At 36.8% G+C, this 15,423-nt stretch carries 15 protein-coding genes and 1 other RNA gene; 2 read left to right on the top strand and 14 right to left on the bottom strand.

Annotated features, from left to right (window positions below):
* Window position 1: 1 nt before the first annotated feature.
* Window positions 2–1,321 carry a histidine--tRNA ligase gene (gene hisS, locus BLR79_RS01595; RefSeq protein ID WP_092084207.1) on the bottom strand — a complete coding sequence of 440 codons (1,320 nt, stop codon included), beginning with the start codon at window positions 1,319–1,321 and terminating at the stop codon, window positions 2–4.
* A 382-nt stretch (window positions 1,322–1,703) separates the two neighbouring features.
* On the opposite strand from hisS, the gene BLR79_RS01590 reads away from it, so the two are divergent.
* Window positions 1,704–3,077, top strand: a complete 1,374-nt coding sequence (locus BLR79_RS01590; protein ID WP_092084205.1) for an N-acetylmuramoyl-L-alanine amidase family protein — start codon at window positions 1,704–1,706, stop codon at window positions 3,075–3,077.
* Window positions 3,078–3,122: 45 nt separating this feature from the next.
* On the opposite strand, the gene dtd is transcribed toward BLR79_RS01590, so the two are convergent.
* From dtd to BLR79_RS01540, 10 genes are all read right to left on the bottom strand, one after another.
* Window positions 3,123–3,569, bottom strand: a complete 447-nt coding sequence (dtd, locus tag BLR79_RS01585; protein WP_092084204.1) for a D-aminoacyl-tRNA deacylase — start codon at window positions 3,567–3,569, stop codon at window positions 3,123–3,125.
* Between the two features lie 13 nt (window positions 3,570–3,582).
* The gene (locus tag BLR79_RS01580; protein WP_092084202.1) at window positions 3,583–5,793 is read right to left on the bottom strand and encodes a RelA/SpoT family protein; all 2,211 of its coding nucleotides are present in this window, start codon (window positions 5,791–5,793) and stop codon (window positions 3,583–3,585) included.
* A gap of 65 nt (window positions 5,794–5,858) precedes the next feature.
* Complete coding sequence (locus tag BLR79_RS01575) at window positions 5,859–6,629, bottom strand: 16S rRNA (uracil(1498)-N(3))-methyltransferase (protein ID WP_092084200.1); 771 nt, start codon at window positions 6,627–6,629, stop codon at window positions 5,859–5,861.
* Window position 6,630: 1 nt separating this feature from the next.
* A complete protein-coding gene (prmA, locus tag BLR79_RS01570; RefSeq protein WP_092084198.1) occupies window positions 6,631–7,566 on the bottom strand; it encodes a 50S ribosomal protein L11 methyltransferase in 936 nt (311 codons plus the stop codon).
* Between the two features lie 13 nt (window positions 7,567–7,579).
* Complete coding sequence (locus tag BLR79_RS01565) at window positions 7,580–8,074, bottom strand: DUF3013 family protein (RefSeq protein ID WP_159427558.1); 495 nt, start codon at window positions 8,072–8,074, stop codon at window positions 7,580–7,582.
* Between the two features lie 4 nt (window positions 8,075–8,078).
* Window positions 8,079–9,209, bottom strand: coding sequence for a THUMP domain-containing class I SAM-dependent RNA methyltransferase (locus BLR79_RS01560; protein ID WP_092084194.1), 1,131 nt, complete (start codon window positions 9,207–9,209; stop codon window positions 8,079–8,081).
* Between the two features lie 15 nt (window positions 9,210–9,224).
* A complete protein-coding gene (bsh, locus tag BLR79_RS01555) occupies window positions 9,225–10,214 on the bottom strand; it encodes a choloylglycine hydrolase (protein WP_092084192.1) in 990 nt (329 codons plus the stop codon).
* Between the two features lie 79 nt (window positions 10,215–10,293).
* An RNA gene (gene rnpB, locus BLR79_RS01550) (RNase P RNA component class B) lies at window positions 10,294–10,664 on the bottom strand.
* A 14-nt stretch (window positions 10,665–10,678) separates the two neighbouring features.
* Entirely contained in the window at window positions 10,679–11,002 is a 324-nt protein-coding gene (gene gpsB, locus BLR79_RS01545) for a cell division regulator GpsB (RefSeq protein ID WP_092084190.1), read from the bottom strand.
* Between the two features lie 158 nt (window positions 11,003–11,160).
* Window positions 11,161–11,571 carry a ribonuclease HI family protein gene (locus tag BLR79_RS01540; RefSeq protein ID WP_092084188.1) on the bottom strand — a complete coding sequence of 137 codons (411 nt, stop codon included), beginning with the start codon at window positions 11,569–11,571 and terminating at the stop codon, window positions 11,161–11,163.
* Window positions 11,572–11,628: 57 nt separating this feature from the next.
* Here BLR79_RS01540 and BLR79_RS01535 point away from each other — a divergent pair, with 57 nt between their 5' ends.
* Window positions 11,629–12,618 carry a hypothetical protein gene (locus tag BLR79_RS01535; RefSeq protein WP_092084187.1) on the top strand — a complete coding sequence of 330 codons (990 nt, stop codon included), beginning with the start codon at window positions 11,629–11,631 and terminating at the stop codon, window positions 12,616–12,618.
* 81 nt (window positions 12,619–12,699) lie between these two features.
* On the opposite strand, the gene BLR79_RS01530 is transcribed toward BLR79_RS01535, so the two are convergent.
* The 3 genes from BLR79_RS01530 to BLR79_RS01520 all read right to left on the bottom strand — a co-directional run.
* A complete protein-coding gene (locus tag BLR79_RS01530; protein ID WP_092084185.1) occupies window positions 12,700–14,466 on the bottom strand; it encodes an N-acetylmuramoyl-L-alanine amidase in 1,767 nt (588 codons plus the stop codon).
* 45 nt (window positions 14,467–14,511) lie between these two features.
* Window positions 14,512–14,970 carry a hypothetical protein gene (locus BLR79_RS01525; RefSeq protein ID WP_234970763.1) on the bottom strand — a complete coding sequence of 153 codons (459 nt, stop codon included), beginning with the start codon at window positions 14,968–14,970 and terminating at the stop codon, window positions 14,512–14,514.
* Window positions 14,971–15,215: 245 nt separating this feature from the next.
* A partial coding sequence (locus BLR79_RS01520) for an LPXTG cell wall anchor domain-containing protein (protein WP_143338751.1) occupies window positions 15,216–15,423 on the bottom strand: 208 nt, incomplete at its 5' end.

Below are 15,423 nucleotides of genomic sequence, written 5' to 3'. Positions count from 1 at the left end.
TTTACTCTCCTTTAAAAAAGCTGTCAATGACACTTGTATCTGTCGTTGATTTTTGGAATTCAAATAAAAAGTTTTCTAATAAATCATCAATTTTTACTGTACGTTCTTTGTTCGTTTCTTGGTTTTTCAGTTTGACTTGCCCTTCTTTTAATTCATTTTCACCAAGAACAATTGTTGTTTTGGCTTTTTGGCGATCAGCAGTTCTAAATTGTGATCTTAAACTGCGATCTAAAAAGTCACGGTCTGCGATAAGCCCATCTTGTCTGGCGGCTTGAACTAAACGTAGAGCCATTTCATTGACCTCTTCGCCTAAACCAATCACAAAAACATCCAGTCCTTCAGGTTGCGGAATTTCAACTTCTTCTTTATCTAGAAGGAGTAATAAACGCTCCATTCCTAAGCCAAAGCCAAAGCCAGGCGTTTGAGGTCCACCTAAAGATTGTACTAAACCATCATAGCGCCCGCCCCCACAAATCGTCGATTGAGCGCCAATTCCTTTATCTTGAACCATAATTTCAAAAATCGTATCTTGATAATAATCTAACCCACGAACGATTAAAGGATCGACTTCGTAGGGAATATTTAAAGCACTCAGTAATGATTGTACTGATTCAAAGTGTTTTTTACTTTCATCATTAATATAATCCAAAATTTTAGGAGCATCTTCTACTAACCTTTGGTCATCAGGATTTTTACTATCTAAAATACGTAACGGATTATCTTCTAAACGCGTTTGTGACTCAGGACTCAGTTGATCCTTTAATGGTGTAAAGTAATCTATTAAAGCTTGACGGTAATTCGCTCGGTCTTCACTTGTACCTAAAGAGTTAATGTATAACGTTAAATCTTTAACCCCTAACTCTTGTAAGTAGTCCCAAGCCAAAGCAATGGTTTCCGCATCTGTGGCCGGGTTCATACTGCCAAACACTTCCACACCAATTTGATGGAACTGACGTTGACGACCTGCTTGAGGACGCTCATAGCGAAACATTGGCCCCATATAATACACTTTTAAAGGTTGAGGATGTTCGGGTCCGAAGAGTTTGTGTTCAACATAGGCTCGAACCACTGGCGCGGTCCCTTCTGGACGAAGAGCAATGTGGCGATCGCCTTTGTCATAAAAGTCATACATTTCCTTAGAAATAATATCAGTCGTCTCTCCTACAGAGCGACTAAATAAATCAAATGATTCAAATAAAGGAGTTCGTATTTCTTGAAAATTATAACTTTCAAATAACATACGTGCTGTATCTTCAAGATATTGCCAACGATATGTTTCATTTGGCAACAAGTCTTCTGTTCCTTTCATCTTACGAATCATCAATATTCCTCCTTCAATATAAAAAAGCGCCCTAAGCTTAAAAAGCTATAGGACGCTCTTGGCGTGGTACCACCTAATTTTAACAATATAATTTATTGCTGTCTTAAACATTGTAACGCGATGTCGCGGAATAACTTTGCATTATTCTTCTAAGCGGGTGTCAACTCAATTCTTATCTACTTTCACCAATGATAGACTCTCTGTTATTTAGAATGAAAAAAATCCGCTTCAATGAATTTTAATAATATAGCTACTATTTACAATAACGGATCTTCAAGTAGGTGTCAAGTAGCTCTTTATGACTTTAACAGTGTGTATTGATAATTCACTAAGGGATCACTATAATATAATCAATAAGAATTAATTGATTAGGAGGCCGCGTGTGAAGAGCACTTTAAGATCCCTCTTTTCTAGAAAATTATTCCCCCTTACATTATCGATTGGTCTATTCACAATTGTCTTTATTTGTCTTATTCCTTTAGTAGTCCAACCACAAAAAGTAGTAGAACATCACTCTATTTATGGGACCCATCAACGGAATACACAAGAAAAAGCAATTTTTGAATTAAATGTCGGGGATAAATATAATATTATTAAAGAGCATAATAACTGGTATAAGATAAGAACGCAAAATAATCAAGTGGGCTGGATTCCTGTTTGGATGGCCAATCAATCAAATATTGAATCCTCCAAAGACGTCAGTGCATTGACGTATACCGACACTCCAATTTACAATACCACTTCTAAAGACCGAAAAGAAATTGATCGCACACGAGATAAGGAACAAATTCCAATTCAAATGATCGATGAACAGTGGGCTAAAATTTCTTATAATGGACAAGAAGGATACATCGACACTTCTCTCATCGATATCGTCCCTTCAGCTAATAACACGACAGCTACTTCAACAACTTATAACGAATTCGAAGCTGAAAATGCTGAATTTGGAAAAATTGAATATCAAGAAGGAGAAATCGTTCAAGTTAGAGAACCTGAACAGTTCTTTTTTGAAGGACCTGCTGTCGATACTGATATGTTGTATGTTGTAGAGCTTAACCAAACCTTTAAATACATTAATTCGGTTGAAGACAACTTTGGCGAAGAATTATATTACGTAGAAGATGAAAATGGTCAAAAAGGTTACGTCAACAGTCGTTCTACCGCCTTTTTAGCCGATTCAGATAACCACGAACCGGCCATTGCGACTTCTTTAAAAGACGCCGTCATTACTATTGACCCGGGTCACGGTGGTGAAGATCCGGGAGCTATCGCTCGCGATGATACTTATGAAAAGGATCTCACACTTTCGACGTCTTTAGCTTTAAAAGAAGCTCTTGAAGAAAAAGGTGCTGTGGTTATGATGACTCGAACGGACGATCAGTCAGTAGAGTTAAAAGACCGTGCTAAGTTAAGTAATGAAGAATATTCTGATATTTTTGTAAGTATCCATTATGACGAATTAGCTCATGATTTTAGTGGAACGTCAACCTATTTTTATCATTTAGAAGATTTAGGTCTTGCTGAAGCGATTAATAACGCATTAATGGAAGGTCCACTGCAAAATAACGGCATTCACTTTGGAAACTATCAAGTCATTCGAGAAAACAATCGACCAAGTTTACTTTTAGAATTAGGCTACGTTAGCTCTTCTCATGACTTAGATATTATTAAAACGGCCGAATATCGACAACGACTTGCCCATTTATTGACCCAAGGAATTGAAAATTATTTGACTTCTCGTACAAATCAACCATAAAGAAATCCCTTTAAAACCATTTGTCTACGGTTTTAAAGGGATTTTTTAACGATCTTTCGTATCTAAAATAATAGTCACTGGCCCATCATTTTGAATGGACACATCCATCATCGCTCCAAACGATCCCGTTTCTACGGGAACGTTTTCTTCTTTTAATTTTTCATTGAACTGATGGTAAAGTTGTTCAGCATAATCAGGTTGAGCAGCCGCCATAAAACTTGGTCGGTTACCTTTTTTAGTGTTGGCATATAAGGTGAACTGGCTAACAGATAAAATAGCACCTTTAATATCTTTTAGACTTAAATTCATTCGACCCTCGTCATCGCTAAATAAACGCATATTGACTACTTTACGAACCGCATAATCTAAATCCTCTTGAGTGTCATCATCGTGAAAGCCCACTAATAACACAAGCCCTTTATCAATAGAGCCAATAACTTCTCCTTCTACTGAGACGCTACTTTCTTTACTACGTTGAATAATGATTCGCATAACTTCTCCTTTACTAACCTACAACTCGTTCAACTTCATAGACATCCGGAATATTGGATAACTTGCGGATCAAGTCTTCTAGCTGAGAAATATTAGAAATCAAAACAGTGACTGTCAATACGGCCATTCCTTCATCTGTAATCCGTCCATTGATTCCTTTTAAGTTACGAACAGTATGATTAATGACATTTAATACATCATTCATTAAACCAGAACGATCAAACCCAGCGATTTGTAATTCTGTTTCATAATCTTCTGAAGCTGCTGTATTTTGCCAAGCCACTTCAATGGTTCGCTCTTTATAGTCGGGATCCGTTAATAAGTTTTTACAGTCTACGCGGTGAACCGAAATGCCTCGTCCTCTTGTAATGTAGCCAATAATCGGGTCTCCTGGAACTGGGTTACAACAACGACTTAAACGAACCATTAATCCGTCCATTCCTTTGACGATAACTCCTGATTCATTCGGCTTTGTTCGGTCATTGTGACGGTGATCTTTTTGAATGGTTTCCGTATTAGAAACTGTTTTAGGTTCTGCTTTAGTTGCTTTGTCGTTTTCTCGTTTACGAATATAATTAACAATCGTTGTTAAAGGAACATCCCCTACGCCAATGGAAACGTATAACTCTTCCATCGTATTATGGTTAAAACGCTTTAAGATTTCATCCGTTGATGACCGGGTAGCTAATACTCGTAAAGGAATCTTTTCTTTCTTTAAAGCGTCTTCTAATAAATCTTGCCCATCCGCTCGGTTTCGTTCAGCATCAATTATTTTAAAATGTCGTCTAATTTTATTTCGCGCTTTACTAGTGGAAGCAAATTTAATCCAGTCTCGGCTAGGTCCGCCGGAGTTTGGATTCGTTAAAATTTCGACAATGTCACCAGTTTTTAATTTATAGTTTAAAGTAACAATTCGACCATTCACTTTAGCGCCAACAGTTTTATCGCCGACTTCACTATGAACATTGTAAGCAAAGTCAATCGGACCTGCTCCTTTAGGGAGTTCAAACACATCTCCTTGTGGAGAGAAGACATAGACTAAATCTTTAAAAATATCTTCTTTCACAAAATCCATAAATTCGCTAGCATCTCTTGCATCGTCTTGTAGTTCGACTAAATCTCTAAACCACTTTAACTGACGTTGGATATTGTCTTCTGGTTTAACTGCTTGCGTTCGGCCTTGTTTATAAGCCCAGTGAGCTGCAACCCCATTTTCGGCTACGTCATGCATTTCATAGGTACGAATTTGAATTTCAATAGGCTTACCTAAAGGACCAATCACCGTTGTATGAAGGGATTGGTACATATTAGCCTTCGGCATAGCGATATAATCTTTAAAACGACCAGGTAACGGCTTCCATTTCGTATGAATAATTCCTAAAGCGGCGTAACAATCCTTTACGTCATGGACTAAAATCCGAATCGCTAGTAAGTCATAAATATCATCAAACTCTTTATTTTGATCCGTCATCTTACGGTAAATGGAATATAAATGTTTAGGTCGTCCGTATACTTCGCCTTCAATTCCCGTTTCTTTTAAAGATTTCTCAATCACATCAATGGCTTCTTGAATATAAGCTTCTCGTTCATTGCGCTTTACTTTCATCAGTTTGACGATATTGTAATAGTCGCCAGGATTTAAATAGCGCAACGATGTATCTTCTAATTCCCACTTAATCACATTCATCCCTAATCGGTCTGCTAATGGCGCGTAGACTTCTAACGCTTCTTTTGATTTTTCGATTTGTTTTTCAGGTTTTTGGAATTTCATCGTACGCATATTATGCAAACGGTCCGCTAACTTTACAATAATAATTCGCATGTCTTTTGCCATAGCTAAAAGCATTTTACGGTGATTTTCCGCTAAGGCTTCTTCTTTACTTTGAAAACGAATCTTTCCTAATTTAGTTACACCGTCAACAATAAAAGCTGTTGCGTCATTAAAGTTTTCAGCAATGTCTTCTAATGTGTGGTCTGTGTCTTCTACAACATCATGTAAAAAACCTGCCGCGACTGTATCCGTGTCCATACCTAATTGAGCTAAAATACCTGCTACTTGAATCGGGTGAATAATATATGGCTCACCTGACATTCTCATTTGCCCTTCATGAGCTTTTGTAGCATAGTCTAGGGACTTTTCAACAAATTTTAATTGATCTTCATTCATATAGGAAGCACATATATCCATGACTTCCTTGGCAGTTAGGTCAGGATTTCTTGCCATGATGGGTCACCTCTTTCATTCGTATATTAATATATCATACCGTACTTTCTAAAAGTTGCCAATGCTTATGTAAACGGTTTATTCATCATTTCGCTTATATAACTTAAAGTAGCTAAATAATAAATAGGAGCGGTTTCCGCTCTTAAAATACGTGGCCCTAATCCAATAGGAATAAAACCTACTTCTTCTAATTGGGTAATTTCTGTAGGGTTAAATCCACCTTCTGAACCAAATACAACGAGTACTTTATCATCAAATCTTAAGCTTTCATGAGCTACTAACAATGTCTTTAATTCATTATTTTTAGCCGTTTCTTCATAGGCAACAAACAAATGATCATATTCTTTTGATAAGTCTAATAGCTGTTTAAAGGAAGTATAGGAATCAACTTTTGGCACTTTTAATCGATAGGACTGCTGAGCCGCTTCTTTGGCGATTTTTTGCAGCCGCTCGATTCGTTGAGTCACCTTTTTGGCTGGCCACTTTACGACATCCCGCTGTAAAGCAATGGGAATAAACGCACTCATTCCGCACTCTGTTCCTTTTTGAACGATCCAATCTAATTTATCATTTTTAGATAAGCCACAAGCAATTGTGACATTAATCGGTAATTCCGTTGAAGGAGTGGCGAGTTGTTGCTTAATTTTTACTTTGGCTTTTTTGTCGACTTCTTCAATTAACACCGCTTCATAAAGCATTTGTTCAGCTGAAACTAAATAAACACTCTCTTTTACTTGATTGCGCATCACCTTTAGCATATGATGGCTGATCTCTTGATCGAGAATCATTGTTTCGCCCACTGTTACTGATGATTCAGGGATAAAATAGCGTTGCATCTTAGCCTTCTTTCTTTAACTGAACAATGTAGCCGGTCCACTCATAATAAGTCATCTTTTGAACTACTTGCCAACCAAATTGATCTAATTTTTCTTCAATGAAATCTGTTTGATCGTCAATAATACCTCCTAAAATCAAATGACCCTTTGGCTTAAGAAGTCGTTTAGCATCTTCAAATAAATGCACTAAAATATGAGGTAAAATATTAGCCACAATAATATCTGCTTCATGATCAATACCTTTTAATAAATCATTGACGTAAAATTCAATGCTTTCTTTAGCTTGTGATGTTTGATGAATTAAATTGCCTCTAGCACTTTCAATCGCCTGCGGATCTAGGTCATATCCATATACATACCTTGCTCCAAAGCGCTGAGCTACAAAGGATAATATACCACTTCCTGTTCCCACATCTAGAACGACTTCCCCTCCGCGCATGACCATCTCTAAAGCTTGTGCGCCGAGTTTCGTTGTTGGATGGTTACCGGTTCCAAAAGAAAGTCCGGGATTGATGCGAATCATTTCTTCACCAGGACTAGGCGTATAATCATACCACTCAGGCACAATCGTTAAAAAGCGACTAATCATTTCCGGATGATAATGTTCCATCCATCCTTCTTGCCAATTTTCTTCTTGAACTGTAGTGGTTTCTACCTGCCAGTTTATTCCTTCTAAATAGCTCTCTAATTTCTTTTCTAATCGATCCACGTCAGGTAATTCGTCAAAATAAGCTTCGATTTGAGTGGGACGATCTAAATCTGTAGTCAATGGATCTTCAAGAGTCCCAAATAAATTAAGAGTGTTTTTTAAATAATCTGTGGCATATTTCACTTGCGTGCCTGTTGCACCTAATTCAAAGTATAAATAATTAATGTAATCAATTGTATCATCGCTTAAATTATTAGCGATGAGGGTAACTTGATGCCATTGTTGCATACAATCGTCTCCTTTAATTTAATTGATGCGGGAAAAATAAGGGCTTAGTCGAGTATCGGTGGGTTGTCTTTAAGTGGTTAATTCGAGCCTCTAACTCTTCTTTTCGCCAATCAATATCAAAATACGAACGCTCGTTGTTAATAAATTCATTCCAGTCCAGGCGACTTTTAACGAGTAAGTATTTTAAATAATCTAAGACAGCGTATAAATAAGAATACTCTACGCCTTCTTCAGGATTAATCCCAATTGACACTAAACAATGAGGAAAGCCTCCCTCATAGTATTTGTTATCATAAAAGATGACATGTAATTGATACAAATTGCGCTCTTGACGCATTTGTTCTCCTACTTCATCGATTAGTCCAATTTCTTCAAAATTATCAAACTCTAATTGCACCGTCAGTTCAACATATTTCTTTTGTTCGTACCAAACAAGAGACCATTCACCCGGTAAATGAATCGTATTTAATATCTTTTCAATGACTTCATATATATTATTTTTATCCATCCTGTCACCTTCCTTTGTTCGCCCAATACTGATAGTAAGTTGTTCGGATTGGACCGTTATATAATTTACGTTTACGAGTCGCTTTTTGACCATAATATTCCTCAAAGTGATCATCACTCGTTAAAATATATTTACTCCACGTTGGCATTTCGCGGTAAATTTCACCCATCTTTTGGTATAATTCATGGGCTTTTTCTTTGTCTAATAAACGATCCCCATAAGGCGGGTTGGCAATTAAAATGCCGTGTTCTTTTGTAGGTTTATAGTCAGCTAAATTCATTTGTTTAAATTCGATGTTGTGTAAAACTCCCGCTTCTAAAGCATTGGCTTTAGCGATTTCGATCATATTTTGATCAATATCTGTCCCAAATAAATCAAGTTCCACATCATAATTTGCCTCTTGTTCAGCTTCATCCCGGACTTGTTGCCAGACTTCTTGAGGAAGCATTAACCAGTGTTCAGCAGCGAATTCTCGGTTAAAACCCGGCGCAATATTTTGACCCATTAAAGCCGCTTCGATTAAAATCGTTCCTGAGCCACAAGTTGGATCATATAGAGGACGATCAGGATACCACGTAGTTAATTTGATTAAAGCAGCGGCCATATTTTCCTTTAATGGTGCGCCTCCTTTATCAACACGGTACCCTCGTTTAAATAAACTTTCTCCACTTGTATCCACAATTAACATCACTTTATTTTTTCGAATAACGACTTCGATAGGATATACAGCGCCACTTTCTGGCAAATTAGCACGGCGATGATAAAAGTCCATCATTTTTTGGGCAATGGCTTTTTTGACAATGCGCTGAACGTTAGGTACGGAGTGTAGTTTAGATTGAATCGAACGCCCCGCTACAGGAAACTGAGCATCCATAGTCAATAAACTCTCCCAAGGTAACTCGTAAGTTTTGTCGAAGAGCTCTTCAAAGCTCATCGCTTTAAATTCACCGATAACTATTTTGATCCGATCAGCTTTTCTTAACCACAGGTTTGTTCGCGCAATATCGTAAGCAGTTCCTTTAAAGCGTACGCGTCCATTTTCTGTTTGAGTCTCGTACCCTAACTCTTTTAACTCACTAGCAACTAACGCTTCGATTCCTGCTCCACAAGTGGCGATTAAATTAAATTGTTGCATGTAAACTCCTTTCAATTACTGTTGATGATGAAATTGTTGCGTCATTATAAGATCATAACTTACAACTTCTGTTCCATCTAAATCTTCTTGGTGCATATCAATATAGCTGATTTGACTATTATTATAAGTCGTATAGTAATAAATTCCTCGATCCGTATTACAACAGCTCGTATAAATAGTGTATTCGCTTTGCCATTGACTCTCATTATCTTGCTTTGTTCGATTAGCTCCTTTTTGTTGTTCCACTGAATGCAAGATTTTGAAAAACTGAGTCACACTTTCCGATTCTGAATCTCCAGATAACGCGTTTAATTTAGTAAACGCTGCTTTAACAAAACGTGAAGCGGATGACAAATCTCCAGGTAACCCAATGGCTCCCATACCCGAACAATGAGGTTTTAAATCTAATTCTTTTGAAAAATTATTTTGAGGTGGGTAAGATGAACACATCATATAGTCAGTTAAATGCTCTAAATGATAATCAAACGTTGGGTTGTTCGTTAAAACCCCTACTGGATTATCATAAATTGTACCGCCTTGAGCAGTTTGTTCAAACACAATGGTTTCTTTTCGATCTGAAATCATCCAATGTAAAGGAGACGGCGGTAAATCTTCACTAAATGAGTCCGTCGTAATATTGACATTTTCTAGTAATTTTCTTGCTTGTTGGACTGTAGAACAAGTGGATAAAATCCAAGGAATGAACTCAAAGGAGCCGACATTATATTTACCTTCTATTGGCTCATTGTAATGAGCATTGTCCGGGAAATTTAATCCAGCAATACTCAAACCCTTTTCATTCGTAGCATCGTAATATAACGGATACCCATCAACCACAAAAGCCATGCCAATCATCGCTAGGTGTTGTTTAATAGTATTTAAATGAGTCAATTTAAATGATTTGTTTCTCGGGGTGATAGTCACAGTTTCATGATAAGAGTAATCAAGATCCAAATTTTGACCAAAATAATGGTCTTTTGTCTTATAACTAATGGACGTACACAATACTATCACTATCCTTTTTACAAATTTATTTTTATAAAAAAAGACTCTGAATGACAGAGTCTTTCCTATTTGTGCATGTTCTTATAAGCCATGTTCTGTCCTCACTTAATGAATAGGCCATTAAGTGATGGGTAATCATCTGTCTACACAAAAATGTGTCTTCTTCATCGGTTCATTTCCCTAGAAGAAGTGCCCCTACCTTAAGTGTTTGGGTTGCTCGCTCGAGGGGTTTACCGCGTTCCATTCTTATTGTTTCCAATAAGACTCGTTTCTGTGGCACTTTATGAATGACTCAACCATAGTTAAACCTTAGGTTTTTTATTCGCCGTTAACTTAAAAAGTTACCTTAGCTTATGGTTTCGCTAAGCACGATCACTACAAGCTTCGCAGCTTGTGCGAGCATGGACTTTCCTCAATGAATCGTTGGACTCACTGCGATTACCTAGAACATGCACGTCATTAAATTAGTCTACTTCAATATTTTGTCCAAAAACGTGCTTTTCTAGATTAGATAAACGTTTTAAAATATCAAAGTTAGATACATTTGTTGCTGGTGCAGACGTGGAAGTGGAATGTTTCGCTTGAGATAGTTGTTTTGAAAGTTCTTCAATTTTATGCATTAAGCGTTCATTTTCACTTTTTAAATGGGCCACATCTTTTTGATATGAGTCGTAGTCGCGAATAATACTGTCTAAGTATTCATCAACTTCTGCGGTATTATAGCCACGAATTGATTTAGAAAATTCTTTTTGTAAAATATCTTTTGCTGTTAAGTTTTTATCCGCCATTTATTTATCACCCCATGTAAAATCAAATGTAATGCGCATAAATGTAAGTGTACCTTGAATAGTACTTGAAATCAATCATCTTTATTTATGGTACTTTTATTATAGCGTATTCGCATCAAATTCTAAAGATGTACTATTCACACATTTCATTAATTCATTCAACGAAACGGCCAATTTTGTTGTTTTCTCAACACTTGCTTAGCTAATTGATCAGCTTGTTTGTTTTCTTTTTCGGGAATCCATTTAACAAATAAAAGATCAAATTGATCCAACAGTGGCAAAAGGTCTGTAAAAACAGCTTGATAACGTTTATCTTTAACGTAACGTTTGTCCACTGCCTCAGCAACTAACTGGCTATCCGAGTGAATAATAATAATCTCCTGTTGTTTTTCTTGCTCAATAAGCCATGATAAAGCCAGTTTGAGCGCTTTAAATTCAGCTTGATGGTTATCTTCAACTTGGGTTAAATAACGTCCTAAGCTTGTAGTATTCACTGAATCTTTAATAAAAGCCACTACGCCAGCATCGTGTCGTTTAGGATGAAAAGCAGCATCAATATAAATTTCCATCTACTTTCGCCCTTTCAATTTGGTATAATACTATTATACATGAAAAGGAGGCCCCTTATGTCAAATATTATTCAGTTCCCGATGAATGGTGATTATTTATTAGATCACGCTATGGATTTACTCGATGAAGGTAAAGTGGACGAAGCGCTAGACACTTTAGAAGAAGGTTTTAAATTAACTCAAGAAGAGACCTTACAAGCACAAATTGTAGGTTTATTTGCTGAGACCTGTTTTGGTTATAAACTTAGTTCGCGATTGGAATCATTTTGGAAGACTCACTTTAAAAGTAAAAAAGATATTTTAAAGCATTCGCGTTATCAGGCTCCTTACTTTATTTCCATTTCTTTAATGGTCCCTACTGGTCATGAGTTACTTTCAGAATTATACCTCCTAAAAGAGCACGTCACAGATCCTAGCCTTTTAGGGCACATTGACCGTAGTATTAATAGGGAGCGTGAACTCATCGATTTATTCGATAAGGTTCAATCTGTCACTTCCTTTGACGAAATGAGAAAGTTTCTCGATACTCATTATGATCAATCCGTTGAAACGGCCACACAACTATTGCGTATGGGAGAAAAATTAGATTCTTTAGAAATGAAAGAATTCTTTTACCTTGAATTGTTAAAGCATGAAATGATCTCACCATTAATTAAAAAAACTGCGCTTGAAGATTTGTCTAAAGATACTTCCTTAGCTCAAAAGCATCCAACGATTGAATACGAATGGTTCGGCGACGTGAAAACAGTCCATTTAGATACACTTCTTCCAATGAACGAAGATCCTATCTTTTTAGAAGGTTTCGCGTTAATAACCGATTATTTCAGTAATAATAACCCACATTTAGTGATGGAAGGCATAGGGTTATACGAACATTGTTATTCTTTTGTTTATCCGTTTGCAGAAGAAGTCTTTGGAAATGATATTCAATCCTTTGTCGACATCTTATTAGATCCCTCAAAAACAGAGACTTCTAGGTATCGACCTTTAATGGAGTTAATTGAAATACAAATGGTTAATTTGTTTGAAGGTCCCCATTCATTATAAGTTTAGTAAAGAACTTCAATCACATTTAAGTCACATAAAAAAGCTAGAACCTACGGTTGGACTCTAGCTTTTAATTTACTATTAGATATTGTTAAAGTAACGGTTAACTCCTTTAACAATTCCGTTAATTAGATTGTTTTGGTAATCTGTACGTTTTAACCATTGCATTTCATTCCAATGATCCATAAATCCTAATTCTACTAAAATAGATGGCATGTTTGTTGTACGCGTTACGTGTAAGTTTTGCGGACGTGCACCTAAATCTCGAGTATTTGGATTTAATTTGCGTGCTTCTTCTACCATAGAGCTTTGAACAATTTGTGCTAATTTACGGTTTTGAGCTAATTTGCTTGCATCGTGTAGCGTTGGATAGTTCCACTCAGCAACGGAGTTATCGTGGAATAACGTTACAATTCCTTGTTGCTTTCCAGAAGGTCCACTTGCATTATGGTGTACAGAAATATAAATATCTGCTTCCACTTCATTAGGTTCAAGCTGACGCTCTGTTAATGGAACGTGAACGTCTGTTGTACGTGTTTCCATTACAGTATATCCTTGTTCTCTTAAAAGAGCAGATAAACGTTTAGTAATCGATAAGTTCATATCTTTTTCTGCAATACCGTAGTAATAAGCTCCTGTTTCCCAACCACCGTGACCAGCATCGATGTAAACTACTTTACTTTCTACTGGACGATCACTTTGTGAACCAACATTTGGATTTGGTTTTGCTGGTGGTGTGACTGGCTTAGAGTTATTAGGCTTTTGAACAAATAACTTTTCACCTGAATAAACGTAATTATCTTTACGGTTATTCCACTCGCGTAAGTTTTGAACCGTTACACCATGTTTATTCGCAATGGCCCATAAGCTGTCACCGCGAACGACTGTATGCGTTGGCGTAGCTACTGGCTTACTTGGTTTAGCTGGCTTGGCTGGCGTTTGCGGTTTAGGCGCTAACGCTGGGTTTTGAACAAATAACTTCTCACCTGAATAAACATAGTTATCTTTACGGTTATTCCAGTCGATTAAGTTTTGAATCATTACATTGTTCTTAGTAGCAATTGCCCATAAGCTGTCGCCAGGAACAACAGTGTGTGTTGCGATTGGTTGCTTTTGTTCTAATAGTTGAATCCCTGCAACATCTACCCAACCTTCAAATTTGTCTGTTTTAATTTTATAAAACTGTGTTCTTTGAGTCGTTGCTTTAGCTAAAACGTTTACTTCTAAATCATGGTAATCACGTGTTAGACCAATCGTACGATAACCTTGAACTCCCCATGGCAATGTATCAATGGTGTGGTTACGTTGTAAGATTTTTCCAACTAAGTTTAGTGGTTCTTCTTTTTGGATTGCTTCAAATTCAATCGCTTGATCATGAACCCATCCCGTTAAATCACCTACGCGAACTTTAACAAAACGTCCGCGGTCAGTAATAGCTTCTTCAGTACCGTAGACAGTGCGGCCAACAAATTGACGTGTGTTAGCTAGTCGCTCAAAGCCTTCTACACCCCATGGTAATGTATCGATCGTATGGCTTCTATCTTTTACTTTACCAGCAAACTTAATGAATTGTTGTGATTTGATCTCTTCAATATCAATACCACGCTTGTCTACCCAACCTTCAAAGTCACCAAATTTAACTTTAACGAAAGTAGCACGATCTGTTGTCACTTCTTCCAAACCATATACTGTTCTTCCTTGGTAGTCGCGAGTGAAACCAAGGTTTTGGTATCCATCTAATCCCCAAGGTTTAGAGTCGATGGTATGATTTCTTTGGTTTACAACTCCAGCAAAACTTGCTTGTTTTGAAGAGATAACGCGCTCTGGCGTTACATCTGCCTCAAACATCCAACCATCAATACCTGGTGCTTGAACGTTTACAAACGGTGTACCCTATACAACTACACGTTCAACAGCTTTTACGGTACGTCCACTGAAATCTGTTGGATCAAAGTAAGGTTTTTGTTCACGAAGTTCAGCTGGTATATTAATAACAGCACCTTTGCCAGGAGTTAATTTACCAACAAAAGAAACTGGTTCGCCAACATATTTATTTCCAGTTGATGCTGTTGCTGCTACTGGAGTAATTGCAATATCTTCTTCAACTGTTAGATTTTCTTGTGAAGTTGATACAGCTTCTTCAATAACAACAGCATTGTCTTCGGCTACTACTGTTTTATTTTCTTGAGCTGGTTGTTCAGAAACTGAATTAACATCTTTAACAGAAATTGAATCAGAAACAACAACTGTTTGTGCTGCTTCAGGTTGATCTGTTTGTACTGTATCCATTACTTCTTGTACTTTTGTAATCAATGGCATACTAAATGCAGTAAGAGTCGCAACTGCACCCATGCTTAAATAAGTTGTCTTCTTCATAGTGCCTCCTAAATTTTAAAAAACATATATATAATATTAGTATACTATATCCATTTAAAAATGCTATATATTTCAATTAAAATATTTAAACTCTTTAAACATCGTCTTAATTTACAAATTTAACTACTTTATTAGTTACTATGCCTAATCATTTTGAGTAAATAAAAAAAGCTAAAGTTGCCCGTTTGGGTAACTTTAGCCGATAAATAATCTATTTAAAATTATTTGCTTTGGCGACGACGGTTCATGAATAATGTTCCTAAACCTGCAGCACCTAGTAATCCTGCGATTAATGCAGTCATACCTACAGCTTCACCAGTGTTTGGTAATTCTTTTTTGTCTTCTTTTTTAACTTCTTTTTTAACTTCAGCTTTTGAAGATTCAGCTTCGCTTCCTGATTCTTTTGAAGATTCAGGTTCGCTTCCTGAT

The sequence above is a fragment of the Dolosicoccus paucivorans genome (assembly GCF_900100125.1).
In the GTDB taxonomy this organism is placed as follows: Bacteria; Bacillota; Bacilli; order Lactobacillales; family Aerococcaceae; genus Dolosicoccus; species Dolosicoccus paucivorans.
This window is presented reverse-complemented; position numbering and strand designations above follow the sequence as displayed.

Coding starts and splice junctions, on each gene's coding strand:
- hisS (WP_092084207.1), bottom strand. CDS start 1,321: ATGATTCGTAAGATGAAAGGAACAGAAGACTTGTTGCCAAATGAAACA.
- dtd (WP_092084204.1), bottom strand. CDS start 3,569: ATGCGAATCATTATTCAACGTAGTAAAGAAAGTAGCGTCTCAGTAGAA.
- BLR79_RS01580 (WP_092084202.1), bottom strand. CDS start 5,793: ATGGCAAGAAATCCTGACCTAACTGCCAAGGAAGTCATGGATATATGT.
- BLR79_RS01575 (WP_092084200.1), bottom strand. CDS start 6,629: ATGCAACGCTATTTTATCCCTGAATCATCAGTAACAGTGGGCGAAACA.
- prmA (WP_092084198.1), bottom strand. CDS start 7,566: ATGCAACAATGGCATCAAGTTACCCTCATCGCTAATAATTTAAGCGAT.
- BLR79_RS01565 (WP_159427558.1), bottom strand. CDS start 8,074: ATGGATAAAAATAATATATATGAAGTCATTGAAAAGATATTAAATACG.
- BLR79_RS01560 (WP_092084194.1), bottom strand. CDS start 9,209: ATGCAACAATTTAATTTAATCGCCACTTGTGGAGCAGGAATCGAAGCG.
- gpsB (WP_092084190.1), bottom strand. CDS start 11,002: ATGGCGGATAAAAACTTAACAGCAAAAGATATTTTACAAAAAGAATTT.
- BLR79_RS01540 (WP_092084188.1), bottom strand. CDS start 11,571: ATGGAAATTTATATTGATGCTGCTTTTCATCCTAAACGACACGATGCT.
- BLR79_RS01535 (WP_092084187.1), top strand. CDS start 11,629: ATGTCAAATATTATTCAGTTCCCGATGAATGGTGATTATTTATTAGAT.
- BLR79_RS01530 (WP_092084185.1), bottom strand. CDS start 14,466: ATGTTTGAGGCAGATGTAACGCCAGAGCGCGTTATCTCTTCAAAACAA.
- BLR79_RS01525 (WP_234970763.1), bottom strand. CDS start 14,970: ATGGGTGCAGTTGCGACTCTTACTGCATTTAGTATGCCATTGATTACA.